22 protein-coding genes are annotated in these 26562 nt (G+C 70.8%); 6 read left to right on the top strand and 16 right to left on the bottom strand.

The window, feature by feature from the left end:
* Positions 1–2 precede the first annotated feature (2 nt).
* From glgX to J7654_RS08435, 3 genes are read left to right on the top strand one after another with little or no spacing between them, the layout of a single operon-like run.
* Entirely contained in the window at positions 3–2033 is a 2031-nt protein-coding gene (gene glgX / locus J7654_RS08445; protein WP_209739913.1) for a glycogen debranching protein GlgX, read from the top strand.
* A 53-nt stretch (positions 2034–2086) separates the two neighbouring features.
* Complete coding sequence (mutL, locus tag J7654_RS08440; RefSeq protein WP_209739911.1) at positions 2087–3880, top strand: DNA mismatch repair endonuclease MutL; 1794 nt, start codon at positions 2087–2089, stop codon at positions 3878–3880.
* 54 nt (positions 3881–3934) lie between these two features.
* Positions 3935–4147: a DUF2093 domain-containing protein gene (locus tag J7654_RS08435; protein ID WP_209739908.1), complete on the top strand. Its 213-nt coding sequence runs from the start codon at positions 3935–3937 to the stop codon at positions 4145–4147.
* Positions 4148–4180: 33 nt separating this feature from the next.
* On the opposite strand, the gene lpxK is transcribed toward J7654_RS08435, so the two are convergent.
* From lpxK to J7654_RS08405, 6 genes are read right to left on the bottom strand one after another with little or no spacing between them, the layout of a single operon-like run.
* Positions 4181–5203 carry a tetraacyldisaccharide 4'-kinase gene (gene lpxK / locus J7654_RS08430; RefSeq protein WP_209739905.1) on the bottom strand — a complete coding sequence of 341 codons (1023 nt, stop codon included), beginning with the start codon at positions 5201–5203 and terminating at the stop codon, positions 4181–4183.
* Positions 5200–6531, bottom strand: a complete 1332-nt coding sequence (gene waaA / locus J7654_RS08425) for a lipid IV(A) 3-deoxy-D-manno-octulosonic acid transferase (protein ID WP_209739902.1) — start codon at positions 6529–6531, stop codon at positions 5200–5202. The genes lpxK and waaA overlap by 4 nt, the downstream gene beginning before the upstream one ends.
* Positions 6528–7349, bottom strand: a complete 822-nt coding sequence (locus tag J7654_RS08420) for a lysophospholipid acyltransferase family protein (protein WP_245195724.1) — start codon at positions 7347–7349, stop codon at positions 6528–6530. The genes waaA and J7654_RS08420 overlap by 4 nt, the downstream gene beginning before the upstream one ends.
* Positions 7346–7582, bottom strand: a complete 237-nt coding sequence (locus J7654_RS08415) for a DUF4170 domain-containing protein (protein WP_209739899.1) — start codon at positions 7580–7582, stop codon at positions 7346–7348. The genes J7654_RS08420 and J7654_RS08415 overlap by 4 nt, the downstream gene beginning before the upstream one ends.
* Positions 7560–8408 (bottom strand): 3'(2'),5'-bisphosphate nucleotidase CysQ, encoded by an 849-nt coding sequence (locus tag J7654_RS08410; RefSeq protein ID WP_245195723.1) that lies wholly within the window; start codon positions 8406–8408, stop codon positions 7560–7562. The genes J7654_RS08415 and J7654_RS08410 overlap by 23 nt, the downstream gene beginning before the upstream one ends.
* Positions 8405–9751: a TldD/PmbA family protein gene (locus J7654_RS08405; RefSeq protein ID WP_209740350.1), complete on the bottom strand. Its 1347-nt coding sequence runs from the start codon at positions 9749–9751 to the stop codon at positions 8405–8407. Before J7654_RS08405 ends, J7654_RS08410 begins: the two co-directional genes overlap by 4 nt.
* 158 nt (positions 9752–9909) lie before the next feature.
* On the opposite strand from J7654_RS08405, the gene J7654_RS08400 reads away from it, so the two are divergent.
* Positions 9910–10947 (top strand): DNA topoisomerase IB, encoded by a 1038-nt coding sequence (locus J7654_RS08400; RefSeq protein ID WP_209739896.1) that lies wholly within the window; start codon positions 9910–9912, stop codon positions 10945–10947.
* Positions 10948–10960: 13 nt separating this feature from the next.
* Here J7654_RS08400 and J7654_RS08395 read toward each other — a convergent pair whose 3' ends face one another.
* The 5 genes from J7654_RS08395 to J7654_RS08375 form a co-directional block, all read right to left on the bottom strand.
* A complete protein-coding gene (locus tag J7654_RS08395; protein ID WP_209739893.1) occupies positions 10961–11851 on the bottom strand; it encodes a patatin-like phospholipase family protein in 891 nt (296 codons plus the stop codon).
* A 71-nt stretch (positions 11852–11922) separates the two neighbouring features.
* A complete protein-coding gene (locus J7654_RS08390) occupies positions 11923–13233 on the bottom strand; it encodes a M16 family metallopeptidase (protein ID WP_245195722.1) in 1311 nt (436 codons plus the stop codon).
* Between the two features lie 25 nt (positions 13234–13258).
* Positions 13259–14743, bottom strand: a complete 1485-nt coding sequence (locus J7654_RS08385) for a M16 family metallopeptidase (protein WP_209739889.1) — start codon at positions 14741–14743, stop codon at positions 13259–13261.
* A gap of 108 nt (positions 14744–14851) precedes the next feature.
* A complete protein-coding gene (gene rsmD / locus J7654_RS08380; RefSeq protein ID WP_209740348.1) occupies positions 14852–15409 on the bottom strand; it encodes a 16S rRNA (guanine(966)-N(2))-methyltransferase RsmD in 558 nt (185 codons plus the stop codon).
* A 6-nt stretch (positions 15410–15415) separates the two neighbouring features.
* Positions 15416–17275, bottom strand: coding sequence for a pseudouridine synthase (locus J7654_RS08375; protein WP_209739887.1), 1860 nt, complete (start codon positions 17273–17275; stop codon positions 15416–15418).
* Positions 17276–17362: 87 nt separating this feature from the next.
* On the opposite strand from J7654_RS08375, the gene J7654_RS08370 reads away from it, so the two are divergent.
* Positions 17363–17812, top strand: a complete 450-nt coding sequence (locus J7654_RS08370; RefSeq protein WP_209740345.1) for a nucleoside deaminase — start codon at positions 17363–17365, stop codon at positions 17810–17812.
* On the opposite strand, the gene J7654_RS08365 is transcribed toward J7654_RS08370, so the two are convergent.
* The 5 genes from J7654_RS08365 to J7654_RS08345 all read right to left on the bottom strand — a co-directional run bounded on the left by J7654_RS08365 (position 17809) and on the right by J7654_RS08345 (position 25973).
* Positions 17809–18474: a hypothetical protein gene (locus J7654_RS08365; RefSeq protein ID WP_209739884.1), complete on the bottom strand. Its 666-nt coding sequence runs from the start codon at positions 18472–18474 to the stop codon at positions 17809–17811. The genes J7654_RS08370 and J7654_RS08365 overlap by 4 nt on opposite strands.
* A 149-nt stretch (positions 18475–18623) precedes the next feature.
* Positions 18624–21587 (bottom strand): isoleucine--tRNA ligase, encoded by a 2964-nt coding sequence (ileS, locus tag J7654_RS08360; protein ID WP_209739882.1) that lies wholly within the window; start codon positions 21585–21587, stop codon positions 18624–18626.
* A 299-nt stretch (positions 21588–21886) separates the two neighbouring features.
* A complete protein-coding gene (locus J7654_RS08355) occupies positions 21887–22867 on the bottom strand; it encodes a bifunctional riboflavin kinase/FAD synthetase (protein ID WP_209739879.1) in 981 nt (326 codons plus the stop codon).
* Positions 22864–23718, bottom strand: a complete 855-nt coding sequence (locus J7654_RS08350) for a TIGR01459 family HAD-type hydrolase (RefSeq protein WP_209739876.1) — start codon at positions 23716–23718, stop codon at positions 22864–22866. The genes J7654_RS08355 and J7654_RS08350 overlap by 4 nt, the downstream gene beginning before the upstream one ends.
* Before the next feature lie 86 nt (positions 23719–23804).
* Positions 23805–25973 (bottom strand): TadE/TadG family type IV pilus assembly protein, encoded by a 2169-nt coding sequence (locus J7654_RS08345; protein ID WP_209739874.1) that lies wholly within the window; start codon positions 25971–25973, stop codon positions 23805–23807.
* A gap of 261 nt (positions 25974–26234) precedes the next feature.
* On the opposite strand from J7654_RS08345, the gene groES reads away from it, so the two are divergent.
* The gene (gene groES, locus J7654_RS08340; protein WP_019996686.1) at positions 26235–26531 is read left to right on the top strand and encodes a co-chaperone GroES; all 297 of its coding nucleotides are present in this window, start codon (positions 26235–26237) and stop codon (positions 26529–26531) included.
* The last annotated feature ends 31 nt before the right edge of the window (positions 26532–26562 follow it).

The raw sequence follows: 26562 nt of genomic DNA, 5'->3' as shown, positions 1-26562 counted from the left end.
ACGTGAAGGCCCCATCGATCACCGCCGAGCGCGGCTGCCCGGCCCGCCTCGGCGCGAGCGTTGAGGAGTACGGCGTCCATTTCGCTGTACTCTCGCACCATGCCGAGCGGGTGGAGCTGTGCCTTTTCCGGCCGGGCCGGGCCCATGAGGATCGCCGCCTGGCGCTGCCGGGCCGGCAGGGCGACGTCTTCTTCGGCTTTGTGCCGGGGCTGAAGGAGGGCGCGCTCTACGGGCTGCGCGCGCACGGCCCCTTCGACCTTCACCGCGGCCACCGCTTCGACGCGGGGAAGCTCTTGGTGGACCCCTACGCGCTGCGCATCGACCGGCCCTTCGTCTACGATCCGTCGCTGGGCCTGCCGCCCGAACGGCGCGTGGATACCGCGCCGCTGGTGCCGCGCGCCATCGTCACCGATCCGGCGCGGGACGCGGCCCCGCTGCCGCCGGGTCTGCCGGGGCTGACCTACGAGCTTCTCGTGCGCGGCTTCTCCATGCGCCATCCGGGCGTGCGCCCGCAGTGGCGCGGCACGGTGCTGGCGCTGACCGAGCCGGCCGTCCTGGACGGCCTGGAAAGGCTGGGCGTGGAGACGGTGGAGTTGATGCCGCTCGCCGCCTGGATCGACGAGCGGCATCTCGGCCCGCTCGGCCTTTCCAACGCCTGGGGCTACAATCCCGTGCCGCACATGGCCCCGGACCCGCGCCTTGCGCCCGGCGGCCTCGCCGATGTGCGCCGGGCGGTGGAGTCCCTGCACGCGCGCGGCATCCGCGCGATCCTGGACGTGGTGCTGAACCATTCGGGCGAGAGCGACGAGCTGGGGCCGACCCTCTCCTATCGCGGCCTCGACAATGCGCTCTACTACCGCCTGCTCGAGGACGACGCGGCGCTCTACGTGAACCATACGGGCACCGGAAACACCTTCGCCGCCGAACGGCCGGCGGTGGTGCGGCTGTTCATCGACACGCTGCGCACATGGGTGGAAACCACCGGGCTGGACGGCTTCCGCTACGATCTCGCCCCGGTGCTGGGGCGCGATCGCGAGGGTTTCCACGCCGACGCCCCCTTCTTCCGGGCGCTGGCGGCGGACAAGGTGCTGAAGGACCGCATCCATGTGGCCGAGGCGTGGGACATCGGGCCGGGCGGCTACCGCGTCGGGCAGTTCCCCCGGCCCTTCCTCGAATGGCACGACCGCTTCCGCGACGATGTGCGCCGCTTCTGGCGCGGCGAGGCCGGCCGCGTGCCGGCGCTCGCCACGCGCCTGTCGGGCTCGCCGGACCTCTACCAGCACGACGGGCGGACCCCTTCGAGCGGCGTCAACATCCTCGCCGCCCATGACGGGTTCACCCTCGCCGACCTCGTCTCCTTCGAGGCCAAGCATAATGAGGCGAACGGCGAGGCGAACCGCGACGGGCACGGCGACAACCATTCCTGGAACAACGGCGTGGAAGGCTTCAGCGGCGACCCCGCCGTGGTCGAGGCGCGCCGGCGCGACGTGCGCGCGCTCCTGGCCACGCTCTTCCTGGCGCGCGGCACGCCTTTTCTGGTGGCCGGAGACGAGTTCGGCCGCACGCAGGGCGGCAACAACAATGCCTATGCGCAGGACAACGAGACGGTCTGGCTGGACTGGGAGCGAGCCGACCATGCGCTCGCCGCCTTCACCGCGCGGCTGGCCGCGCTGCGCAAGGGCCACCCGGCCCTGTCGCGCGACAGGTTCTTCAACGGCCTGTCGGAGGTCGTCTTCGGCGTTCCCGACGTCGAATGGCTGCGCGAGGACGGGGCGGCGATGACGGAGGCGGAGTGGAACGAGCCGGCGCGGCACCTTCTCGGCCTTGCCATCCATGCCGACGGCGAGCGGCTCCTCGCTTATCTCAACGCCGGGCGTCAGTCCCGGCCGGTGCGCCTGCCGCCGCCCCGCGACGGACAGGGTTTCGTGCTGCACCTCCAGAGCGACGAGCCCGACCTGCCCGAGCGTGCGGTGAAGGACGATCTCGTCGTCACGCCGCGCTCGGTCTTCATCCTCCTGGAAAAGCCGGTTTGATCGCGGACGCGCCGACCCTTATCCTCAAGCGCTGAAACGCAAAGAGAATCGCAATGCCGATCCGCCAGTTGCCCGAGACCGTGATCGACCGGATCGCCGCCGGCGAGGTGGTCGAGCGCCCGGCGAGCGTGGTCAAGGAGCTGGTGGAGAACGCCCTCGACGCGGGCGCCACGCGCATCGAGATCGCCACGGCCGGCGGCGGCAAGACGCTCCTGCGCATCACCGACGATGGCTGCGGCATCGCGCCCGAGGAGCTGCCGCTGGCCGTGCGCCGGCACTGCACCTCGAAGCTCTCCGACGACCTCTTCGACATCCGCACGCTGGGCTTCCGGGGCGAGGCGCTGCCCTCCATCGCCTCCGTCGCGCGGCTGACGCTGCGCTCGCGGCCTGCGGGCGCGGAGGCCGCCCACGAGATCGCGGTGTGGAACGGCGCGGTGGAGGCGCCGCGCCCCGCCGCGCTCTCCCGGGGCACGGTGGTGGAGGTGCGCGACCTCTTCCAGGCCGTGCCCGCGCGGCTGAAATTCCTCAAGAGCGAGCGGGCCGAGGCGGGCGCGATCACCGAGATCGTGCGGCGCATCGCGCTGGCCTTCCCCGCGGTGCGCTTCGAACTGACGGGGCCGGACCGCTCTCCCCTCGTGCTGGAGGCCGGCGGCATCGAGGCGCGCATGGCGGCGATCCTGGGCGCGGACTTCGCGGGCAACGCGATCGCGCTCGACGCGTCGCGCGAGGGCGTGCGGCTGACCGGCCATGTCGGCCTGCCCACCTTCAACCGGGGCAACGCGCTGCACCAGTTCGCCTATGTCAACGGGCGGCCGGTGCGCGACAAGATGCTGGCGAGCGCCCTGCGCGCGGCCTATGCCGACGTCATGGCGCGCGACCGGCACCCCGTGGCCGTGCTCTTCATCGAGATCGACCCGGCCGATGTGGACGTGAACGTGCACCCGGCCAAGGCGGATGTGCGCTTTCGCGACGGGGGCCTCGTGCGCGGCCTGCTCATCGGGGCCATCCGGCAGGCGCTGTCCGGCGCGGGCATCCGGCCCGACACCTCGGGCGCCAGCGGGCTCATGGCGCGCTTCTCCGCGCCCGCCCACGCCGCCGTGCGGCAGACGCCCTGGGAGGGTCCGGCCGCCTCACCCTATCGCCCGCTGGAGGAGGAGCCCCACCGCTTCGCCGGCGCCGGGCTGATGGAGAGGGCGGCCGAGTTCCAGGGCTTCGCGCCGCAGGCGCGCGCCCCGGAGCCGGCGCCTGCGCCGCCGCCCGCCCGCGACTTCCCGCTGGGGGCGGCGCGGGCGCAGATCGACAAGGCCTTCATCGTGGCCGAGACGGGCGACAGCCTCGTCCTCGTGGACCAGCACGCCGCCCATGAGCGCCTCGTCTACGAGGCCCTGAAGGGCGCCTTGCATTCGCGCCCCCTGCCCTCGCAGATGCTGCTCATTCCCGAGGTGGTGGACCTGCCGGAGGACGATGTCGACCGGCTGGCGGAGAGCGCGGAGACCTTCGCTCGCTTCGGCCTGCATCTGGAGCGCTTCGGCCCCGGCGCGGTGGCGGTGCGCGAGACGCCCGCCATCCTGGGCGAGGTGGATGCGGGCAAGCTGGTGCGCGACCTCGCCGACGATTTGGCCGAGGCCGGCTCGCCCGACCGCCTGAAGGGCCGCGTCGATCATGTGGCCGCCACCATGGCCTGCCATGGCTCGGTGCGCTCCGGCCGCTCGCTCCGGCCGGAGGAGATGAACGCGCTCCTGAGGCAGATGGAAGCGACGCCGGGCTCGGGCCAGTGCAACCACGGCCGGCCCACCTTCATCGAACTGAAGATCGCCGATATCGAGCGCCTGTTCGGCCGGCGTTGACGAGACGCGCCCCGGGGTGCTTGAACGCTGGAAACGATCCTGACGAGGCCACAGATGAACCGGATGGACAGCGGCGGCGAGGCCGTGCTGCGCTACGATACGCCCGAATTCGACGTGATCCGCCCCGGCGCCTTCGTGCGCTGCGCGATCACGGGCGAGGCGATCCCGCTCGAGCTTCTTCGATATTGGAGCGTGGACCGGCAGGAAGCCTATCGCGACGCCGCAGCCTCGCTGGAAGCCGAGCTTCGCGCCGGGCGCAAGGGCTGACACGGCCCTGAGCCCGCGCTGGACGCATGAGGTCTAGCCGAAGCGGCGGTGGCGATAGGCTTCCAGGGTGTGGCGCACGATGCGCGCGGCTGTTTCGGGCGGGTCGAACAGGAGTTCGACATCCACCACGCGGGCGGCGGACAGAAGCCGCTCGGCGGCCGCTCCGCGCCCCTTCAGGCGCACGGCGTCCTTGCGGGTCGTCACCAGCGTCAGCCCCGCGCCGGCGGCCTCGGCGAGCAGCGCCTCGATCTCGGCCGGCGTGAAGGGGTGATGGTCGGGAAAGTCGCGGGCCGCCACGATCCTCGCGCCCATCGCGGCCAGCGTCTCGTGGAACTTGCCGGGGCGGGCGATGCCGGCGAAGGCGAGGACGCGCTCCCCCGCGAGCGGATCGCCGCACGCGTGGAGCCGCGCCTCGAAAACCGGCTTGCCGGCCCGCGCGCCGGCGCGCACGCCCGCCTCGCGCCCCTCGCCCTCGCCGATCACGACGACCCCGTCGGCAAAGCGCATCTGCGCCTCGGCCGGCGCGCGCAAGGGCCCGGCCGGAATCACCGCGCCGTTGCCGAGACCGCGCCCGGCATCCACCGCGACGAGGGAGAAGTCGGCCGCCAGGCGCTGGCTCTGGAAACCGTCGTCCATGACGATGAAGTCGCAGCCTGCCCCTATGAGAAGGCGCGCGCCGGCCAGGCGGTCGCGCGCGACGGCGGCCGGCCCCGCGCCCGCCAGGAGCAGCGGCTCGTCGCCGACCTCGCTCGCATCGTGGCGCCACGCCTCGACGAGCGTGGGAGCCCTCAGGGAGCCGCCATGCCCGCGCGAGAGGAAGCCGGGCGCGTAGCCGGCCTGCCGGGCGGCCTTGGCGATGGCGAGCGCCGTCGGGGTCTTGCCGCCGCCGCCGGCCGTCAGGTTGCCGATGCAGATCACCGGGGACTCGACCGTGGCACGGGGCCCGTTCGCCATGCGGTGCTGCGCCACCGCGCCGTAGAGCCAGGCGAGGGGAGACAGCGCCCGGGCCTGCCAGCCCTTGCGCCCCTCCCACCAGAAAGAGGGCGCGCGCCTCATCGCCGGTCGATCTGGCGGGGGCTTCTGTCGAAGCCGCCGGCGAGCCTCAGGGGCTGGAGGAAGGGGTCGAGCGCCTGAAGCGTGCGGCCGAGCGCGCCGCGCATGTCCTCCACGCTGGCGAGCGCCGCCTCGGCCATGGCGTGGCGCGCCTGCGGATCGTCGAGCAGCGTCTGCACCTCCCGGGCGAGCTGGTCGCCATCCTTGACGATGCGCGCGCCGCCATCCTTCAGGAGCCGCTGGTAGACGTCGCGGAAGTTCTGGACATAGCGTCCCGACAGGATGGCCGCGCCGAGCATGGCCGCCTCCAGCGGGTTCTGCCCGCCTTCGCCCTTCAGGGACTTGCCGACGAAGACGATGCCGGCAAGCCGCAGATAAAGGCCCATCTCGCCGATCGTGTCGCCGAGGAGAATGTCTGTGGTGGGGTCCGGCTCCTCCCCGCGGGAGCGACGGGCCACATGCAGGCCCATGGCGGTCAGCTCGCGCTCGATCTCGTCGGCGCGCTCCACATGGCGCGGCACGATCAGCGTGAGGAGGCGCGGCCTGTCCTCCCTGAGCTTCAGGTGCACTTGCCCGGCAAGGCTTTCCTCCCCCGCATGAGTGGAGATCGCCCCCCAGACGGGGCGCAGGCCCACGCTCCGGCTCATCGCGGCCAGGGCCTTCTCGTCCAGCGGCGGGGGCTGGGTGTCGGCCTTCAGATTGCCGGCCACCGTAACGGCGCGTGCGCCCAGCACATGGAAGCGCTCACCGTCGACACTGGACTGCGCCACGACATGGGCGAGATTCTCCAGAAGTGCCTCGGCGAGCGAGGAGGCGGCGCGCCAGCGGCGGAAGGAGCGGTCCGACAGGCGGGCGTTGACGAGGACCTGGGGCACGCGCCGCAAATGAAGCTCGCGCATGGTCATCGGCCAGATCTCGCTCTCGGCCATGATGGCAAGCTCGGGGCGCCAGTGGTCGAGGAAACGCGAGATCGAGGGCTTGAGGTCAAGCGGCACATATTGGTGGATCACCGCATCGGACAGGCGCTCGCGCACCACGGCGGCCGAGCTGACGGTTCCCGTCGTCATCACGATGGCGATGCCTTCGGCGGCGATCTCGCGGATCAGCGGGGTGACGGCGGCGGTCTCGCCGATGGAGGCGGCATGGACCCAGACCAGCGGCCCGTCATGCGGCCGCTCCACGCCGGCAAAGCCGTAGCGCTCCCGGCGGCGCTCCTTCTCTTCCTTGCCGCGCGAGACGCGCCAGCCGACATAGGGGCCGACCAGCGGATAGGCCAGCGCCCCGGCCATGCGATAGGCGCCGAGCGCGGCACGGGCCCAGCTATCGCTCACGAGAGCGCTCCGGCATCGGCGAGTTCGGCGGCCCGCCGGTTCGCCGCCTCGATGGCGGCCGTCACCTCGGCGCGCTTGGCCTCCATCAAGGCCTCGCCCGCGTCGGCGGGAACATGGATGGGCTCACCCATCACCACGGCGAGGCGTCCGAAAGGCAGGGGCAAGGTCGTGCGGTCCCAGGTTCGTTCCAGCACGCGGCGGCGGCTGGTGATGGCGGCGGCGGGCACGATGGGCCGCCCGGAAATACGCGCGAGCATGACGACGCCGAGGCCCGCCTCACGCGGCGTGCCCTTGGGCACGTCGGCGATCATGCACACGCCCTGCCCGTCCTGAAGCGCGCGCCGCAGCTCGATCAAGGCCCTGGCCCCGCCCTTGCGGTTGGCCGCCTCGCGCACGCGCCCGCCCGAGCCGCGCACGGCGCGAATGCCGAAGCGCTCCACGACGCCCGCATTGATCTGCGCGTCCGCGCTGCGCGACAGGAGCGCGACATAGGGCAGATGCGACGGGCGGAAGAAGGGCGCCAGAAGATGCTGCCCGTGCCACAGGGCGACGATGGCGGGATGCTCCCGCTCCAGGATCGCCACGTGCGGGCTCGAGCCCGCGGCCATACGCTGGGTGGCGTGCACACCCTTCAGCAGGGCATGGGCCAGCCGGCTGGCAAGGGATGCGAAACGCGCCGAACGGCCAAACCGCTTCACGCGCCGGGCCACCCGCTTGCGCCAGCCGGGCTTGGGAGCCGGCGCGGGAACGGACGGCACGGCCCTCTCGCCGGGCTCGTCCGGGCGCCTGGCCGTCGCAGTGGTGGTGTCGGCCGTCAAAAGCCTTCGGGCTCGAGCAGGCGGTGCATGTGGACGATGAAGTAGCGCATCTGCGCGTTGTCCACGGTTGCCTGCGCCTTGCCCCGCCAGGCGGTGAGCGCGCTCTGGTAGTCGGGGAAGATGCCGACGATGTCGAGAGCGCCGAGATCCTTGAACTCGCTGCTCGAAAGGCTCTTCAGCTCGCCCCCGAACACGAGGTGGAGGAGCTGCCTAGCGTCTTTTGTCTCGGCCATGTTCGTCATGCCCTTTCGTGGGGTCCGGGCGGCGCACGGGCGCATCGCCTTCAAGGGTCGCGGCGACGGCTCTCAAGCGGTCGAGCGCATGGTCGGCACCGGCGACAAGCAGGCCATGCCGCCTCGGATGAAGCTTGTAAAGATGCTGCTTGCCTTCGGCGGTCAGAAGCGCGCCCCCGGAGCGGTGCAGAAGGAGGTCCGCCGCCGCGATATCCCAGTCGTTGGCGCGGGGCTGGACGATGGTGCCGTCGAAGCGCCCGCTGGCCACCAGCGCCAGCCTGTAGGCCAGCGAGGGCAGGCTTTCCCGGATATCCAGCTCGCCCGCCACCTCAGGGGAGAGGCTCCGGCGCACCCGGTCCGGCAGGGAGACGCGCAGCGGCCCTTCGGGCACGCGCATGTCGAAGGGCTGGCGGTTCAGCATGGCGGGGCCGTCGGCCGTGGCGGTGAAGACCTGCGCGGCCACGGGAACGTCGATGACGCCCACCACCGGCCGGCCGTTCTCCACCACCGCCAGCGACACGCACCATGTGGCCTCGCCGCGCAGGAAGGAGCGCGTCCCGTCGATGGGATCGATCACGAAAAAGCGGTTCTCGCCCTCGTAAGCCGGCTCGGAGGCCGTTTCCTCCGACACCCAGCCGTAGCGGGCGCGGGCCGAGAGGAGGAAATCGCGCAGGAAGCCGTCCACCGCCAGATCGGCCTCGCTGACGGGGGAATTGCCCTCCTTCCAGAACACCTGGGGATCGCGCCGGAAATAGCTCATCGCGATCGTGCCCGCCTCGCGGGCGGCGCGCGTCAAAAGGGCCAGATCGGCGGCGTAGGCGCTCACGGCCGCCGGCCCGCCACGGTCATCGCCTCCAGCCGCACGGTGGGCGCGACGATGCGGTGGCGCGTGTCGAGGTCGTCGGCCAGCGTCAGGCCGAGGAACATCTCCCTCAAATTCCCCGCGATGGTGAATTCGGAGACCGGATCGCCGAGGCGGCCGTTCTTTATGAGGAAGCCGGAAGCCCCGCGCGAGTAATCACCCGTCACCAGATCGGCGCCGTGGCCGATCAGCTCGGTCACGTAGATCCCCTCCCCGGCCTCTGCGATCAGCGCTTCGGGGCTGAGCTGCCCGGCCGAGACGACGACGTTGGATATGCCGGGCGTGGTGCCGGCGGAGGAGCGCTGCGCCCGCCCGTTGGTGGCAAGGCCGATCTCGCGGGCGCTGGTGGAGTCCAGCAGCCAGTTCGCCAGCACCCCGCCCTCCACGAGCGCGAGCCGGCCGCCGGCCACCCCCTCCCCGTCGAAGGGGCGCGAGCCGGCCCGCCGCGGCAGAAGCGGCTCGTCGGCCACATCGACACCCTCGGGCAGGATCGGCTCGCCCATCCTGTCCTTCAGGAAGCTCGTGCCGCGCGCGATCGCCGCGCCCGAAAGGCCCGCGACGAGATGGCCGAACAGGCCGCGCGAGATGCGCGGGTCGAAGACGATGGGGTAGCGGCCGGTCTCGGGCACGCGCGGGTCGAGGCGCCGCACCGCGCGCTCGCCGGCGCGGCGGCCGATATCGCGGGGCGCTTCCAGATCGGCCAGATGGATGGCGGCGTCGAAATCGTAGTCGCGCTGCATGCCCGTGCCCTGCCCGGCCACGACGCTGACGGAGCGCGAGAAGCCCGAGCGGCGGCGCTCGCCGGAAAAGCCGCCGGAGGTGGCGAGGACGAGGCCCGTGAAGCCGGCCGAGGCCGAGGCGCCGCCCGAATTGGTGACGCCCGGCACCGCGCGGGCCGCCTCCTCCAGCACCAGTGCGTCGCGCACGAGATCCTCGCCCGAAGGTTCGCTGGAGGCGTCGAAGAGATCGAGATCGAGGATGTTTCGGGCCAGAAGCGACGAATCGGCAAGCCCGGCAAAGGGGTCCGGCGGGGAAACCCGAGCCATCGCCACGGCCCGCTCCACCAGCCGGTCCAGATCGACGGCGATGTCGGCCGAGACGCCGGCCACGCGCCCCTCCACGAAGACCCGCAGGGACAGGTCGGCGCTCTCGGAGGCCTCCACCTCCTCCACCTGGCCGAGGCGCACGCTGGCCGCGCGCGAGCGCGAGATCACCACCGCCGCATCCGCCCCCTCGGCCCCATGGCGCCTGGCCGTCTCGATCAACCGGCCCGCCACGTCCAGAAGACGCGCCGTGTCCTGCTCCATCATTCCCACGCCAATCCCGATCGTTCAATTCAGCTCATTTAGGTCGCATATCGTTAAGGATAAACCATCACGAAGAGGTTTTACCCATCGGTGCCGATAGCGGGAACCGGCGCGGCGGCAAGCCCGTTGCCGTCTCCCGCGATGGAATGCCGCCCCCGATGAGCCACACCCGTTTGGAATCGCATGCCGGACGCCACGGCCTCGTCATGGTCGATCCGGGCGTATTCGACATCGAGCGCCGCAAGAGCGGGCGCGGCCACCGCATCTGCCTCTCCGACGGCGAGGCGATCACCGACAAGCGGCTGAAGGCCCGCGTCAAGGCGCTTGTTCTGCCGCCCGCCTGGACCGACGTGCGCATCTGCGTGGAGGAGAACGGGCACATCCAGGCCATCGGGCGCGACGAGAAGGGGCGCCTTCAGTATCGCTACCACGACCTGTGGGTGAATGTGCGCAACGCTGTGAAGACCGAGCGGCTGCTGCGCTTCGGCCGCACCCTGCCCCGGCTGCGCAAGCGCATAGACCGCGACCTGAAGCGCTCGGCGCTGGACCGGGCGGGCGCGGCGGCCACGGCCGCGCGGCTCATCGACCTCACCGCCCTGCGCCCCGGCCATGAGAAATACGCCGAGGACGGAGGGCTGGGCGTCGCCTCGCTCGGCAAGCGCAACCTTCGCATAACCGGGCGCACGGCGACGCTCGACTTCGTAGGCAAGGCCTCGAAGGCGCACAAGGTGGTCATCCGCGACAAGCGCATGGTCAATTCGCTGGCGCGGGCGCGAAAAGGGGCCGGCCAACGGCTGTTCCGCTTCAAGGCCCGGAGCGGCAAGCCGAAGGCGCTGACGGCCAATCTCCTGAACGACTATCTGCACGAGGCGGGCCACGCGAAGATCTCGGCCAAGGATTTCCGCACCTTCCACGGCTCGGCCGAGGCGCTGCGCTTCCTCATCGAGGAGGTGGGCGAGAGCGCCGGGACACCCTCCAGGCGCAAGCGGGCCGTCGCTTCCGCCATGCGCGCGGTCTCCGAACTCCTGCGCAACACGCCCGCCGTGGCGCGCTCCTCCTACGTGCATCCCGAGATTATCACCGCCTTCGAGGAGGAGCGGCTGTCGCCCTCCTTGTTGAAGGGGCGCCCGCGCGCGGGGCTGACGCGGGTGGAGAGCGGGCTGATGCGTTTTCTGGAAGAGGTGGCCACGCGCTAAGCGCCACGGCGGATCAGCGGCGGGCGGCGGCCTCGCAAAGGGCGGCCACGTCGCGCTTGGCGCTTTCGCGCACATGCGCGGTCTCGGCCAGGATGACAGCGACGCGCAGGAAGTCGAGCACCCGGTAGTTGGACACGGGCGGCCGGATCAGGAGATCGGGCGGGGCGTGGGCGCGCCTCGTCTCGATGATGGAGTGCATCATCAACTGCGAGGAGCCGAGCATGGTGTCCACCGGCGAGGGCATGGGCTCCGGCCCCTCGGGCGCCTCGGGCGGGCCTGTCACGTCCACCGCCACGGTCAGGTCGCACATGCCGGCGAGAAGATCGTAGGGCAAGGGGTTGCAGATACCGCCGTCGATCAGGACCTGCCCGTCCCGCCGCACGGGGCGGAAGACGGCGGGCAGCGCGATGGAGGCGGCGAGCGCGCTGACGAGGTCACCGCTGGATACGCCGCAGCCGCACGCCCCGTAAAAGCGCGTGGCCGTGACGGTGAGCGGCAGGGAAAGGGACTCGAACGTCCTCGGCATTCCGATGGGAAGGAACTCGGTGAGCACGCGCTCGGCGTTGAGCTGGCCGAGGCGCATTCCGCCATCGGCCAGGAAATCGGCGAAGGAGGCCGCCCGCGTGCGCCACAGATGGCCGAGCACGAGCCGGCGCTTGCCGAGGTGATCGACGACATACTCCTCGATCTCCGCCGCGCTCATGCCGCCCGCATAGGCCGCGCCGATCAGCGCGCCGATGGATGAGCCGGCGATGCATCGCGGCTTCACGCCCAGATCGTCGAAGGCAGCGAGGACATGGATATGGGCGAGCCCGCGCGCGCCCCCGCCGCCGAGCGCGAGCCCGATGCGCGGGCCGGCGGCGAACGGGCGCTCGAGCGCAGAGGGTGCTTCCAGAACCGACATGATGCCGCTCCGCGACTGGCGTTGCAGCGAGGATTTAGCCGATGGGCCGCCCGCCGCAAGCCCTTGCCGGGTCAGGTCGTGGACGGGCCGACCGTCACGATGCTCGGATCGACGGTCAGGAGCTCGCGGGCCATGCGCTGCACGTCCTCCAGCGTCACGGCGTCGATCAGCGCCTCGCGCTCGTCGATATAGCCGATGCCCAGGCCGTCGAGCTGGATGCCGACCAGCGTGGAGGCGATGGAAAGCGAGGAGGAGAGGTTCTGGACGGCATAGGCGCCCTTCACATAGGCCTTCGCCTTGTCCAGCTCCTCCTGGCCCGGCCCCTCCTCGGCCATGCGGACCATCTCGGCGCGGATGATCTCGATGCTCTCCTGCGCCCGGTCCGCGCGCGTCGCGGTGGAGGCGGCCAGCAGCGCCGAATGGTCGTAGTTCGACAGGTAGGAGCCGACGCCGTAGGCGAGCCCGCGCTTTTCGCGGATTTCCTGGAAGAGCCGCGAGGTGAAGGTGCCGCCGCCGAGAATGTGGTTCATCAGATAGGCGGCGAAGAAATCCTCGTCGTCGCGCCGGATGCCGGGCACGGCGAGCTGGATCGTCGTCTGCGGCACGGCCAGCTCCACCGCCTCGCGCACGCCCGTCGCCGGCACGATCTCCGGCACCTCCGCCACGGCCGCCTCCTGCGGCAGGGCGCCGAACACCTCGTCGAGCCGCCGGCCCAGCCGCTCGGCGTCGATGGCGCCCACGACGCCGATATAGAGGTTGTCGCGGCCGAAGGAGCTTTCCATGAAGGCGCGCAGATCGTCCGCCGTCACCGCGTTCAGCGTGTCGATCGTGCCTTCCACCGGCCGTGCATAGGGATGGCCGGGGAAGACGGCGTTGCGGAAGGCCTCGCCGGCCAGCGTGCCCGGATCGTTGCGGTTGGCGATGATGCCGGTGGCTATCTGGCCGCGGATGCGGTTCACCGGCTCCTCGTCGAAACGCGGCTCGTTGACGGCGAGCCGCAGGAGCTCGAACGCCTCGTCCTCATGCTCCACGATGGCGCGGAAATTGCCGGAGAAGGCGTCGTAACTGGCCGAGAAGGAAAGGCTCACGCCGAAATTGTCCAGCCGCTCCTGGAACTCGGCGCTCCCGATCTCGCCCGCCCCCTCGTCGAGCAGGCCGGACAGGAGGTTGGCGGTGCCCTCCCTGCCCTCGGCGTCCTGCGTCGCGCCGCCGCCCTTGAAGGCGAAGCGCACGGCCACGAGGGGGTTGGTGTAGTCCTCCACGAGATAGGCCTTGATGCCGCCGGGGCTCGTCACCTCCTGGATGTCGATGGCGAAGGCCGGCGCGGCACCGGCTGCGAGAAGCGCCACGGCGCCGGCGAAGGTCTGGCGAAACTGGAACAAGGTCAACAAATCCTCAGGCGTTGGGTCAGCCGTCGATGGCGCCGGGCAGCGCGGGCTCGGCCACGGAGGGTGCGGCCGCCTCCGGCGCGGGCGGCGTCGTGCCGGGCTCGGGCAGCAGGTTGCCGGAGACGGAGCGCTCGCGGCGCAGATAGGTTCGGGCCGCCGCGTTCACCTCGTCCACCGTCACGGCCTGGATCCGCTCCGGCCAGCTTTCCACGTCCTCGATGGTGCGCCCGGTGGTGAGCGCCGCGCCATAACGGCGCGCGAGGGCGGTCTGGCTGTCGCGCTGGTAGATCAGGGCGTTGCGCACGCGGTTCTTGGCCGCGTCCACCTCCTCCTGCGTCACCCCCTCGGCGGCCAGGCGGGCGATCTCGGCCTCGATCCCCTCTTCCACCGCCTCGAGCCCGGCCTCGCCGCGCGGCGTTCCGTAGGTGATGAACTGGCCCTCCAGCAGGGCGTCGCCCTGGTAGTAGGCGCCCACGCCCGCCGCGATCCCCTGCTCCACCACCAGCGCGCGATAGAGGCGGCTGGTGGTGCCACCGCCGAGGATATCGGCCAGAAGGTCGAGGGCCTCCGATTCGCCGGGCTCGGCCGTGCGCTCGGACGGCGTCACGTAGCGGGTCTGGAGATTGGGCTGGGTGACGCGCGCGTCGGTGAGCGTCACGGTGCGGCGGGTGATGGATGGCGGCTCCACGGGGCGCAGGCGCTCGCCCGGCTCGGCCCGCTGCTCCACCTGCCCGTAGGTCTTTTCCGCCAGCGCACGGACCTCATCCGTGGCGACGTCGCCGGCCACGATGAGGACGGCGTTCGAGGGCGTATAATAACGGTCGTAGAAGGCGATCGCGTCCTCCCGCGTCAGCCCTTCGATCTCGCTCTGCCAGCCGATAACGGGCGTGCCGTAGGGGCTGTTGGTGAAGAGCGTGGCCTGCATGGCCTCGGAGAGCTGCGAGGCGGGGTCGTTTTCCACCCGCATCCGGCGCTCTTCCAGAATGACGTCGCGCTCCGGGTTCACCGCCTCCTCCGACAGGATGAGATTGCTCATCCGGTCGGCCTCGAAGGTCATCATCTCCTCCAGCGCCTCGACGGGCACCTGCTGGAAATAGGCCGTGTAATCATAGGAGGTGAAGGCGTTCTCGTCGCCGCCGATATCGGCGATGGCGGCGGAGAACTCGCCTTCCGTATAGGTCTGCGTTCCCTTGAACATCAGATGCTCGAGGAAATGGGCGATGCCGGACTTGCCGGGCGCCTCGTCCGCGGAGCCCACCTTGTACCAGATCATCTGCGTGACCACCGGCGCGCGCCGGTCCGGGATGACCACCACCTCCAGGCCGTTGTCGAGCGTGAAGCTCTCGATCTCGGGCCGCAGCGCCTCGGCCTTGCGCGCCGCCTCCTCCGCCGGCGAGGACACCGCCTCCCCGCCCGAGGCAGGCCCCTTCGCGAAGGCGGGAGCGGCGGCGGCCAGCGTGAGGGCGAGGAGGCTGACGCCGGTGAGGCGGGCGGAGCGAATCATATGGCTCGGTTTCCTCTCGGATTTCATGCGCCGGGGCGGGCACGCACCCCGGCCGAGGAGATAGGACGGGCGCCAACAGGCACGCAATTTACGTTTTTGTAAGGGCGCTCAGGCGGCGGGGCGCAGGAAACGCAGCGCCGTCTCGCCCATCGTCCGCTCGTCCTCCAGCACGAAGCCGGCGGGCGTATCGAAGGGCGCGTCCCGGCCCTCCTCCACCACGCAGAGCGCTCCGGGCTTCAGCCAGCCGCCCTCCAGCGCGGCGAGGAGCGCGCCCTCGCCGAGGCGCTTGCCATAGGGCGGATCGGCTAGGAGAAGATCGAAGGGCTCCACGGTGCCGGCCGGGCCGAGCTTCGTCGCGTCCCGGCGGAAGACCTTGGTGCGGCCCTGAAGGCCCAGCGCCTCGACATTGCGCCGGATCAGGCCGCGCCCTTCCACGCCGTCCTCCACGAAGAGGCAGAAGCGCGCGCCGCGCGACAGGGCCTCGATGCCCAGCGCCCCGGTGCCGGCGAAGAGGTCGAGCGCGCGGATGCCTTCGAACGACACGCCCAGACCGTGCTGGAGAATGTCGAAGAGGCTGCCGCGATGACGCTCGGAGGTCGGGCGGATGGAAGCGCCCTGCGGACCGGCGAGCGCCCGGCCGCGAAACTCGCCGGCAACGACACGCAGCACGGATCAGCCCTTCGGCCGCCCGCGCGGCCGGTCCCCGTCCGAGCGCGGCCCGCCGCGCGGCGCGGGCCGGGGGCCGCGCGAGGTGCGGCCCTCCGTCCGATCGCGGTCGCGAGCCTCGCGCTCGGCCTGCTTCTTCTCGCCCACGGCGCGCGCGCCGGGCGCCATCCAGACATTGGCGGTGCGCTTGGGCGCGGAAGGAGGACGGCGCGCCGGCTTCGCGTCCGCGTCGCCGCCGCCCTCGCGCTTGTCGCCGAAGCTCCTGGGCTTGCGGTCGCCGAAGGGGCGCTCGCCCCGCTCGGGGCGCGGGCCGCGCTCGGGCCTGTCGCCCTTGTCGAAGGCGCGCGGCGCGCGCGTATCCAGCCGCCCCAGCGCGTCGTCGCGCTTCTTCTCGCCGAACTTCTTGCGGTTGGGCCGGCCGCCGTCGCTGGCCGAGATCCATTCGCTGCGCGCGGCCGGCTTCTCGGTGCGCGGCGGCGTTTCGGCCTGCACCGGCTTGTTGGAGAAGGTGTTGACGATGGGCGCGTCGAAATCGGCGCCCGATTCCTCGATCAGGCGCTCGCCGAGCTGGTCGCGCAGCGTGCGCCCCTTGATCTCCTGCACCGCGCCCTCGGCCAGCTCGCCGAGCTGGAACGGGCCGAAGGACAGGCGGATCAGGCGGTTCACCTCGAGCCCGAGATGGCCGAGCACGCGCTTGACCTCGCGGTTCTTGCCCTCGCGAAGCCCGAGCGTGAGCCAGACATTGGAGCCCTGCTCGCGGTCCAGCGAGGCCTCGATGGCGCCGTAGAACACGCCCTCGATGGCAATGCCCTGGCGCAGCTCGTCGAGCCGCTCCTGGCTGACCTCGCCGTGGGCGCGCACGCGGTAGCGGCGCAGCCAGCCGGTGGCCGGCAGTTCCAGCGTGCGGGCAAGCCCCCCGTCATTGGTGAGGAGGAGGAGGCCCTCCGTATTGATGTCGAGACGCCCGACGGTCAGGACGCGCGGCATCTCCTCGGGCAGGCGGTCGAAGACGGTGGGGCGCCCTTCCGGGTCGCGGTTGGTTGTCACGAGGCCGGCCGGCTTGTGGAACAGCCACAGGCGCGTGCGCTCGATGGCCGGCAGCGGCGCGCCGTCCACCTCGATGCGGTCCGAGGCCGAAACCTCGACCGCCGGAGTGTCCAGGATCTTGCCGTTCAGCTTCACGCGGCCGTCGGCGATCATGCCTTCCGCATCGCGGCGCGAGGCGATGCCGGCGCGTGCAAGGCGCTTGGCGATGCGCATGGTGCCCACACCGCCGCCTTCGGCGGGCGCGGCGCGGCGCGGGCGCTCGTCGCGCTCCTCGCGGCGGGGCCGGTCCTCGCGCGGGCGGTCGGAAAAGCTGCGCGGCTTGCGCTCGCCGCCCTGCCCCTCATGGGAAAGCCGGCCATGGCTGCGCGCGGGCTTTGCCGCCCCGTCCGCGTCGCGCCCGCCATGGGAGACCATGCCGCGGCTGCGGGGCACGAAGGGCTTGTCGCCCCGGCGCTCGCCTTCCGGGCGGGGCTCACGCGGGCGGAAGGGCTTGCGCTCCCCGGCCGGCTCACCGCCGCGTTCCTCGCGCGGCCGGAACGGCTTGCGCTCCTCGCCGCGCCCCTCGCCGCGCGGCGCGAAACGGCGTTCGGCTTCGCCCTCACGCTGCGGGCGATCTTCGCGAGGGCGGAAGGGCCTGGAGCCGGCGGGCCGCTCGCCGCCCTTGGCGAAGGGGCGGCCCTCGCGCGCGGGGCCTTCGCCACGGGTTTGTGCCGAGGCGCCGCGCGGCTTGAAGCCGCCGGGCTTGCCGCCCTTGCGAAACCCGCCGCCCGGCCGCCCCTGTCCGCCGCCGCGTTTGCCGCCCTCGGTCTTGTCGTTCATCGTCGTCTATGCCTCTTTTGCCGCGGTCTTTATCAGGTCGAAATCGCCCGAACGAGGGAAAAGCACGCGGTGACGCGCATCAATTTCATGGAATCCGCACTCGACGAGGCCCGCGCCGCCGGCGCGCGCGGCGAAGTGCCGGTGGGCGCGGTGATCGCCGACGGCGAGCGGATCGTGGCCGCCGCCGGCAACGAGACCCGCGCCCGGAACGACCCCACGGCCCATGCGGAGATGGTGGCGATCCGCAGGGCCTGCGAGGCGCTGGGGCAGGAACGGCTGGCCGGACTCGACCTTTACGTGACGCTGGAGCCCTGCGCCATGTGCGCGGCGGCCATCTCGTTCGCGCGGGTGCGGCGCCTGTATTTCGGCGTTGGAGACGAGAAGGGCGGCGCGGTGGAACACGGCCCGCGCTTCTATACCCAACCGACCTGCCACCATGCGCCGGAGGTCTACTCCGCCATCGCGGAGAGCGAGAGCGCGGCGATCCTGAAGGAATTCTTCGCCGCGCGCAGGGGCCAGCGCCCGGAGCCTTCCTAGAAAGGCAGGGACTGGCGGATGCGCGAGCCAAGGGACTGCGTGCCCTGCTGGCGGCGCTGCTTCACCTCCTCGTCGAGGCCGGGATCGCCCACGGGCGCGGTCTGCGAGGGCTGGCGGTAGTCCACGGGCGGCTCGGAGAGATAGCGCCGCTGGGTGGGGCTGCCCTGGTTATCGGCCCGCTGCTGCGTGGCGCGCTGCCCGCCGGCGCGCAGTTCCTCCGGGCTCAGCCAGCTACCGTCCTGCTCGGCCCGGCTCAGGCCGCTGCCGCGACGCGGCGCCTGCGAGGCCGGCCCGCCGAGCGAGGGATTGTAGTTCGCCGGCAGGGTCGCCTCGCCGCGCGTGGACTCGCCTGCCGCAAGGTTTTGCGCCCGGATGGCCTCGGGCGACTGGGGCCAGTTCGGGTCGTTTCGCGCGCTCACCGGCGCCTGCGGCGGCGGCAGGGCGCCGATCGAGGCGGGGCGCACCAGTTCGGGGCGCGGCACGTAGGCGATTTCCTGCCGGTTGGTGGAGCCGAGGGTGAAGAGCCCGTCGACATCGCTGAAAAGCTGCCCCGCCTGCGAAACGCCGGTGCCGTAGGTCGGTCCCGTGTTGCAGCCGGCCAAGGCGAGCGCGCCGGTGCCGAGAAGAAGGCCGGCGAACAGCCGGCGGGCTTGGATGGCCATCGGGAAACCCCCATCGAAGGCGGACGGAAAACCCCGCCGCGTCGAGATCATCGCGCCGCTAGCGCGATAATCCGGCGAATTGCGGGCAACTTATACGAGCCGCCGGGGCGGCCCGCAACGTTTGCTTTACGACTTGCGTGGCGGCGCGCTCAGATTCGGCCGAGCGCCGCCAGCTCGCGCAGCGCCTGCGCGTCACGCGGGGTCACGTCGGGATAGTCCGCGTCGGAGCCCACCTCCTCCGATATCTTCCAGGAGCGCGCGCATTTGCGCCCCTGTGCGAGGCGGAACGCCACCGCGACACCCGGGGTGTCGGCAAGAGAGAACGCGCCTTCCGGCGCCGCCTCGCCCGAGACCGAAAGGGCGCTGGTGATGGCGATCTCGGCAAAGTCGGTGGAGGACACCAGCGCGCGCAGGGCCTCGTCCTCGATATGCACGATGGGCGCGGCCTCCAGCGAGGAGCCGATCTCCTTGGCGCGGCGCTTCTCCTCCAGCGCGCCCATGACGACGCGGCGAACGCGCCGGAGCTGGGCCCAGCGCGCGGCCAGCGCGTCGTCGCGCCAGCCCTCGCCCGCCGGGCGGAACGCTTCCAGATGCACCGAGACCGCCTGCGGGTGACGCGAGAGCCATGCCTCCTCGGTGGTGAAGGGCAGGAGCGGGGCCATCCAGGTGACGAGCCTGTCGAAGATCAGCCGCACCACCTGCAGGGCGGCCTTGCGGCGTGTGGAAGACGGGGCGTCGCAGTAGAGCGCGTCCTTGCGGATGTCGAAATAGAAGGCCGACAGCTCCACCACGGCAAAGTCGAGCAGCGTCCTTGCGATGCGCTTGAAGTCGAAGCCGTCATAGCCCTTCTCGACCACCTCGCCGATCTCGGCCAGGCGATGGAGCATCAGGCGCTCCAGCTCGGGCATCTCGGCAAGGGGCACGTCCTCCCCCGTGTCGTGGGCCAGCGTGCCGAGCATCCAGCGGATGGTGTTGCGCAGCTTGCGATAGGCGTCGACATTGGTCTGGAGGATCGTCTTGCCGAGGCGCAGATCCTCCGAATAGTCGGAAGAGACCACCCACAGGCGCAGGATGTCGGCGCCCGACTGCTTGATGACCTCCTGCGGCGTGACGATGTTGCCCAGGGACTTCGACATCTTGCGCCCCTCCTCGTCCATGACGAAGCCATGGGTGAGGACGGCGTCGTAGGGTGCGCGGCCGCGCGTGCCGCAGGCCTCCAGCAGCGAGGAATGGAACCAGCCGCGATGCTGGTCAGAGCCCTCCAGATAGAGGTCGGCGGGCCATTTCAGGTCGGGGCGCCGTTCCAGGCAGAAGGCGTGGGTGCTGCCCGAATCGAACCAGACGTCGAGGATGTCGCGAACCTGCGTCCACTTGCGCGGATCGTGCTCGTTGCCCAGGAAGCGCTCCTTGGCGCCGTCGGTGAACCAGGCGTCGGCGCCCTCGGCCGCGAAGGCGGCGGTGATGCGCGCGTTGACGGCCTCGTCCTTCAGGATCGCGCCGTCCTCGTCCACGAAGACACAGATCGGCACGCCCCAGGCGCGCTGGCGCGAAAGCACCCAGTCGGGCCGCTCGGCGATCATGCCGCGCAGGCGGTTCTGCCCGGAGGCCGGCACGAAGCGCGTCTGGTCGATGGCGGCGAGCGCGCGGCCGCGCAAGGTGTCGGCGCCCTCGCGCAGATTCGTCTCGGCCAGGCCGTAACCGCCCAGGTCCTTGTCCATGTGGACGAACCATTGCGGCGTGTTGCGGAAGATCACCGGCTTCTTGGAGCGCCAGCTATGCGGGTAGGAATGCTTCAGCCGGCCGCGCGCCAGCAGCATCCCGCGCTCCACCAGCGCGTCGATCACGCGCTTGTTGGCGTCACCCTTCCTGCCCTTGTCGTCGATGACGCGCGCGGCCCCACCCGGCGCTTCCGGCCCGAAGCCCGGCGCGTCCCTGGTGTAGAAGCCGTCGTCGTCCACGGTGAAGGGGATGGCGGGGTCGATGCCGCGCGCCTCCAGCGCGCGCCGCATGGCCATCCACACGTCGAAATCCTCGCGTCCGTGGCCGGGCGCGGTGTGGACGAAGCCGGTGCCGGCCTCCTCGGTGACATGGTCGCCCTCGAGCAGGGGCACGGCGAATTCGTAGCCGCCGGCAAGGCCCTTCAGGGGATGGTCGCAGGCGAGGCCAGAGAGATCGGCCGCCGCCACCGCCGCCACGCGCCGGTAGCCACCCTCGGGCACGCGGGCCTTGGCGAACACATCGGCCGCCAGCGCATCGGCCAGGACGAGCCTTTCACCCTGCCGCGCCCAGCGCGGATTGTCCGCATCCTCGGGCGCCGTCACCTCGTAGAGGCCGTAGGCCACGCGGCCTGAATAGGCGATGGCGCGGTTGCCGGGCATCGTCCAGGGGGTGGTGGTCCAGATGACGATGGAGGCGCCGGAGAGCGCCCCCTCCCCCCGGACCGGGAACTTCACCCAGACCGTATCGCTCTCATGGTCGTGATATTCGACCTCGGCCTCGGCCAGCGCGGTCTTCTCCACCACCGACCACATGATGGGCTTGGAGCCGCGATAGAGCTGGCCGCTGGTGGCGAATTTCAGGAGTTCGCCCGCGATGACGCTCTCGGCCTCGAAGGCCATGGTCAGATACGGGTTCTTGAAATCGCCCTCCACCCCCAGGCGGCGGAACTCGCGCGACTGCTCGCCCACCCAATGGGCGGCGAAATCGCGGCATTCCTGCCGGAACTCGTTGACCGGCACCTCGTCCTTGTCGCGGCCGCGGGCGCGGTACTGCTCCTCGATCTTCCATTCGATGGGCAGGCCGTGGCAGTCCCAGCCCGGCACGTAATTGGCGTCGCGCCCACGCATCTGGAAGGAGCGGGTGATGACGTCCTTCAGGATCTTGTTCAGCGCGTGGCCGATATGGAGATTGCCGTTGGCATAGGGCGGGCCGTCGTGCAGCACGTATTTCGGCCGCCCCTTTCCGGCCTCGCGCAGCTTGCCGTAGAGGTCCATCGCATCCCAGCGCTCCACCCATTTCGGCTCGGCCTCGGGCAGGCCCGCCCGCATGGGAAACTCGGTCTGCGGCAGGAACAGGGTCTTGGAATAGTCGGGCGCGGTCTGGCTGTCGGTCATGGCGTCTTTCGGGTCTCGGCCGCCGGCCGGGGATCGGCTCGGGCGGCAGGCATGGAAAGGCGCCTCGAACGGGCGCAGGGCGGGGCGGCATCCCGGCCACCGCCGCGCGCCTTCAGCGCGCCGGCGAGGCCGGGCGGCTAATTCGCCCCGTCAGGCGCAGAGAAAGAGACGATCCGTCGCGCATGGCGGTTCTCTATCAACCGCGCGCGCCGCCACACAAGGACTTTTAGAGAGCGTTTGAGAATTCGGGCGGGTCGGTCCTGCGGGTCCTTTCCGCCGCCGAATTCTCAAACGCTCTCTTAGAAGGCGATCGCGCGGTCGAGATCCGAAAGCGGCTCGGCGGCGGCCAGGAGGGCGCGGCCCTCTGCCGCGTCCTCGTCCATCCGCGCGACGAGCGCGGCGACATCGGCAAACTTCTCCTCGCCGCGCAGGCGCCGGAAGATGGAGACCGAAACGGTCTCGCCGTAGAGATCGCCCGAAAAGTCGAAGAGGAAGGTCTCGAACAGAGGCGCCCCGTCGTCGAAGGTCGGGCGGCGCCCGTAGCTGGCCACGCCCCCGTGCAGCGCGCCGCCGGCGCGGCGAAGGCGCACCGCGTAGATGCCGTGCTGGAGAAGCGCGGGGAACGGCAGCGCCATGTTGGCGGTGGGATAGCCGAGCGTGCGCCCGAGCTTTCGCCCATGGCCGATCTCGCCCTCCACCGTCCAGCGCCAGCCGAGCAGCCCGGCCGCGCCCGCCACGTCGCCGGCCGCCAGATCCTCGCGGATGCGGCTGGAGGAGACGACGCCGCCCTCGTCGCCATGGGCCTCGATGATGGTGACACCGAAGCCCTCGGCCTCGCCCGCCGCACGCAGATAGGCCGGATCGCCGCCGCGCCGCGCGCCGAAGCCGAAGTCGAAGCCGGCCACCACATGCGCCGCGCCGAGCCGCCGCACGAGGACGGCCGAGACGAACTCGGCGGCGGTCAGCGCCGCGAAATCGCGGGTGAAGTCCTGCTCCACCACCGCCGAGAAGCCGAGCGCGCGGAGCAGCCGCGCCTTGAGCGGCGCGGGCGTCAGGCGGGGCACCGGCCGGCCCGGCTGGAACAGCGTGCGCGGATGCGGCTCGAAGGTGAGCGCCAGAAGCGGCAGGCCCCGCTCGCGCGCGATGCGGCCGGCGCTGGCCAGCACCGCCTGGTGCCCGCGATGCACGCCGTCGAAATTGCCGATGGCCACCACCCCGCCGCGCAGATGCGCCGGCAGGGCGCTCTCGCCGAAGATACGCGTGAAGCGCGCAGGGCTCATACGAGCTGCGGGATCACGTAGCGCGCGGCGACGCCGCGCCCGGCCAGCTCCGCCGCCAGCGCGGCGACGTCGCCGTCCGCCGCGCGCAGCTCGTCGCGATGAATGCCCTCGCGCACGAAAAGCGCGTCGGCGCCGATGGCGGCCGCGCCCGCCACGTCGGTGAAGAGCCCGTCGCCGATGCACAGGAGGCGGGGGTTCGGATGCTTCAGGCCGGCGAGCGCCACCTCGTAGATCGGCCGGTGCGGCTTGCCGGCCAGGCGCACCGTGCCGCCGGCCTCGCCGTAGCCGCGCCCCAGCGCGCCGGCGCAATAGACCAGCCGCTCGCCCCGATGCACCACGATGTCCGGGTTGGCGCAGACGAAGGGAAGCCCCCGCGCCGCCATACGGGCGAGGAGGCCGGCGTAATCCTCCGGCGTTTCGCTCTCGTCGTCCGTCAGCCCCGTGGCGACGACGGCCTGCGCCTCCTCCTCCCCGACCAGCTCGATGTCGAGCCCCTCGAAAATGTCCGCGTCGCGGGCGGGACCGATATGGAAGAGCCGCCGGGGGCCCTGCTGGATGAGGACGCGCGTCGCATCGCCCGAGGTGACGATGCGGTCATAGGCCTGCCGCGAGACGGCGAGCGCGTCGAGCTGCGCCTGGACGCCCGCTGAGAGGCGCGGCGAATTGGTGACGAGCACGACCTCCAGGCCCTTGCCCCGCGCCGCGATCAGCGCCGCCTCGGCTTCCGGCGACTTGACGACCCCGTCATGGACGACGCCCCAGACATCGCACAGGATCGCGTCGTAGTTGCCCACGATTTCGCCGAGCGTCCCGATCGCCGCCAGCGCGCTCGCCGTGTCCGGCTGTTCCATCGCCTGCCCCTTCTGCCCGTGGCCGCCCTCGGCTGGCTTCATGGCCCGAGGCGATAGTCAGCGCGCTCCGGTCGGTCAAGGGCGGCTCAGCGCGCGATGCGAAGGCTCGACAGGGAGGCGACGATGTCGGCGAAGGCCTGCCGCAGCTTCTCGTTGCTGGAGGCCTCGTAGAAATAGGTCCGCTCCAGGTCGCGCGCGCGACCGGCGCGCTGATCGTCCAGATAGGAGGAGGCGCAGCCTTTCAGGAGCGGGAAGACCGTCGCCTGATCGCTCCTCGGAATGTCGAAGGCGATGGTGTAGATGATCACGCCGTCGCGCGTCACCTGCCTGCCGTCCACCATCCGCGGCTCGCCGCGCGCGTTGGTCACGGGCACGCGCCCGTCATTGCGGGCATTCTCGCAGATCTGGGCCGTGCGCTGGTTCATGGCGCGCGAGAAGTTCGCGTTGGTGTAGGTGCCGGAGGGTACGGTGGTGTTCTCGAAGATGCGCCCCTGCGCGGCGTAGCCGTAGGCGCCGTAGCCGGACTTGTTGAGCGTATCGTTGGCGTAATAGGTGTTGGCGCCGTCGGTCATCAGGATGATGGCCTTGATGTTGTCCTCCTCGCCCCGCGCCCGCCCGCCGGTGAAGGGCTCGTTCGGCGAGAGAGTGCGCCAGCCCCAGCCGACGCCCTCCTCCACATTGGTGGCGCCGGACGCGTCCAGCGACCGGATATGAGCGATGGCGGCCGCCGCATTGTCGGTCAACGGCAGGATGGGGGCCGATTCGCAGATATAGGAGGGTGAGCCGGCATTGTTGGTGCCCGGCTTCGAGCGCCCGAGCACCTTGGTGGGCCGCATGAGATATTTGCGCACGTCCTGTTGCGAGCTGCGCATGTCATTCTCGCTGCGGCTGCCCCGGTGGTCGCGCAGGGCGTAGATTCCCGTGGGGGCAAGCCAGCCGACGTTCTCGCCGTTGGCCCACCGGTTGGTGTCGTAATTGACGTAGCTGTTGCGCTCCCACCCCCTGTCGTTCAGCCAGTTGTTGCCGAAGGACACCTGCGAGTGGATGTCGTACTCGTCGGGCGCGAAATAGGGCACGAAGAGCGTCGATGGGTTGCTTTCCGTGGGCGTGTCGTCGGTCAGCGCGTAGATGCCCGGACGCGCCTCGACGCAGCCGGCGAAGGGGAACAGGGGCGTGGTGCCGGTCGGCGTCAGCGTATAGGGCGGATGGCAGGTCGGGTCGGAGCCCAGGTTGCAGTTCCTGAAGGCGCCCGTCTGCCGGCTGACCGTCATGGCGAAGCTGCCTGGATTGCGGTTCGTCCAGGTGCACGTCACGCTGCTCGTCGTGGTGGTGGCGGTCATCGCCGTCGGGCATCTGGTGAAGTCGAACGAGACGGACTGCTCGCGCATGTTCTCGTAGATGTACTGTCGCGTCAGATGGACGGCCGGGTTCGACTTGAGCACCCAGGGGCCTTTCTCGGTGGTGCCGAGATTGCGCGAGATCTGGTTGACGGTCTTCGTCGTGTCCGACGACCAGTTGTAGCTGGCCCAGTCGAGATTCTCGTGGTGGATCGGCGAGAGGCCCTTGGGGTCCATCCAGGCGGCCCGCAGATGGTCCGCCCCCACATTCACCGCGCCGGCGAAGGGCACGATGGAGACCTGCGAGGGTTTCTCCAGGCCGGAAACGCCGCTGTTCTGGAGCAGGCTGTCGACGGCCGTCTCGGCCACCTCGCGCAGCGTCTCGATCTTGCTGCTACCGCCGCCGGAGGGCGAATCGTTCATCGAGCCGGACGTGTCCAGCACCAGCGCCACCTCCAGCGTGGTGTTGCCGATGGCGATCACGCTGCGGACCTCGGAGAAGCTGTCGCCCATCCCCTCGAAGACGCCGGCCATGAGAGGCAGGAACATCGGCCGGTAGGAATAGTCCACGCTGATCGCCAGCTCGCGCACATTGTGCTCGTTGAACGAGACGCCCTCGTAATGCAGCTCGGTGCTGGAGCGGAACAGCTCGCCGGCATTGGCGGCGAAGTAGTCGCGCGCGAAGCTTTCCAGCCTGCCCGAGTCGGGGTCGGTGTTGAATTGCTTGGCCGCCGCCAGCGCCGCCGCGTCGGCCGCGTTCTGGACGCGCACCCGGTTGGCGTAGAACATGTTGAAGTCCAGCGCCCCGCCGATCGTGAAGATGACCGGGACGGCGGCCAGGGCGGTGATGACCGCGAAATTGCCGCGTCTGTCCGACAGAAAGGAACGAGGGCCCTTGCGGCGGCGCTGGTGGTTCATTCGTCTATCCCGGCTCAAGACCCCGAGACGCCGAGATCGTGGGCCGGAAGGATAGAGGCCATGTCTTAACGCCCGCTTCGGCGGGCCCCTAAACTTGTCGCCCGGGCGCGCAAGGACCTCCGGCGGCGAAATGGCGGGCGGATGCACCTTGACAGGAACCCTGCGCGAGCCTTATCTCCGCTTCGCTAGCACTCGCCTTCGGGGAGTGCCAATCGATTGGCCGGGCGTGAAGCCCGGCGACAACAACGAAGGTTCTGTTCGATGGCCAATGTGAACTTCCGTCCCCTGCACGACCGCGTCGTCGTGCGCCGTGTCGAGTCGGAAAGCAAGACGGCAGGCGGGATCATCATTCCCGACACCGCCAAGGAGAAGCCGCAGGAAGGCGAGATCGTCGCCGTCGGCGCCGGCGCGCGTGACGAGACCGGCAAGGTCAACCCGCTCGAGGTCAAGGCCGGCGACCGCATCCTCTTCGGCAAGTGGTCCGGCACCGAGATCAAGCTCGGCGGCGAGGACCTGCTCATCATGAAGGAATCCGACATCCTCGGGATCGTCGGCTGACGCCAGCGCCTTCGCAACTTCCCTTCCTTTT

The sequence above is a fragment of the Aureimonas populi genome, assembly GCF_017815515.1.
GTDB lineage: Bacteria > Pseudomonadota > Alphaproteobacteria > Rhizobiales > Rhizobiaceae > Aureimonas > Aureimonas populi.
The sequence above is the reverse complement of the archived record's forward strand: the minus strand, read 5'-3'. Positions and strand labels throughout refer to the sequence as shown.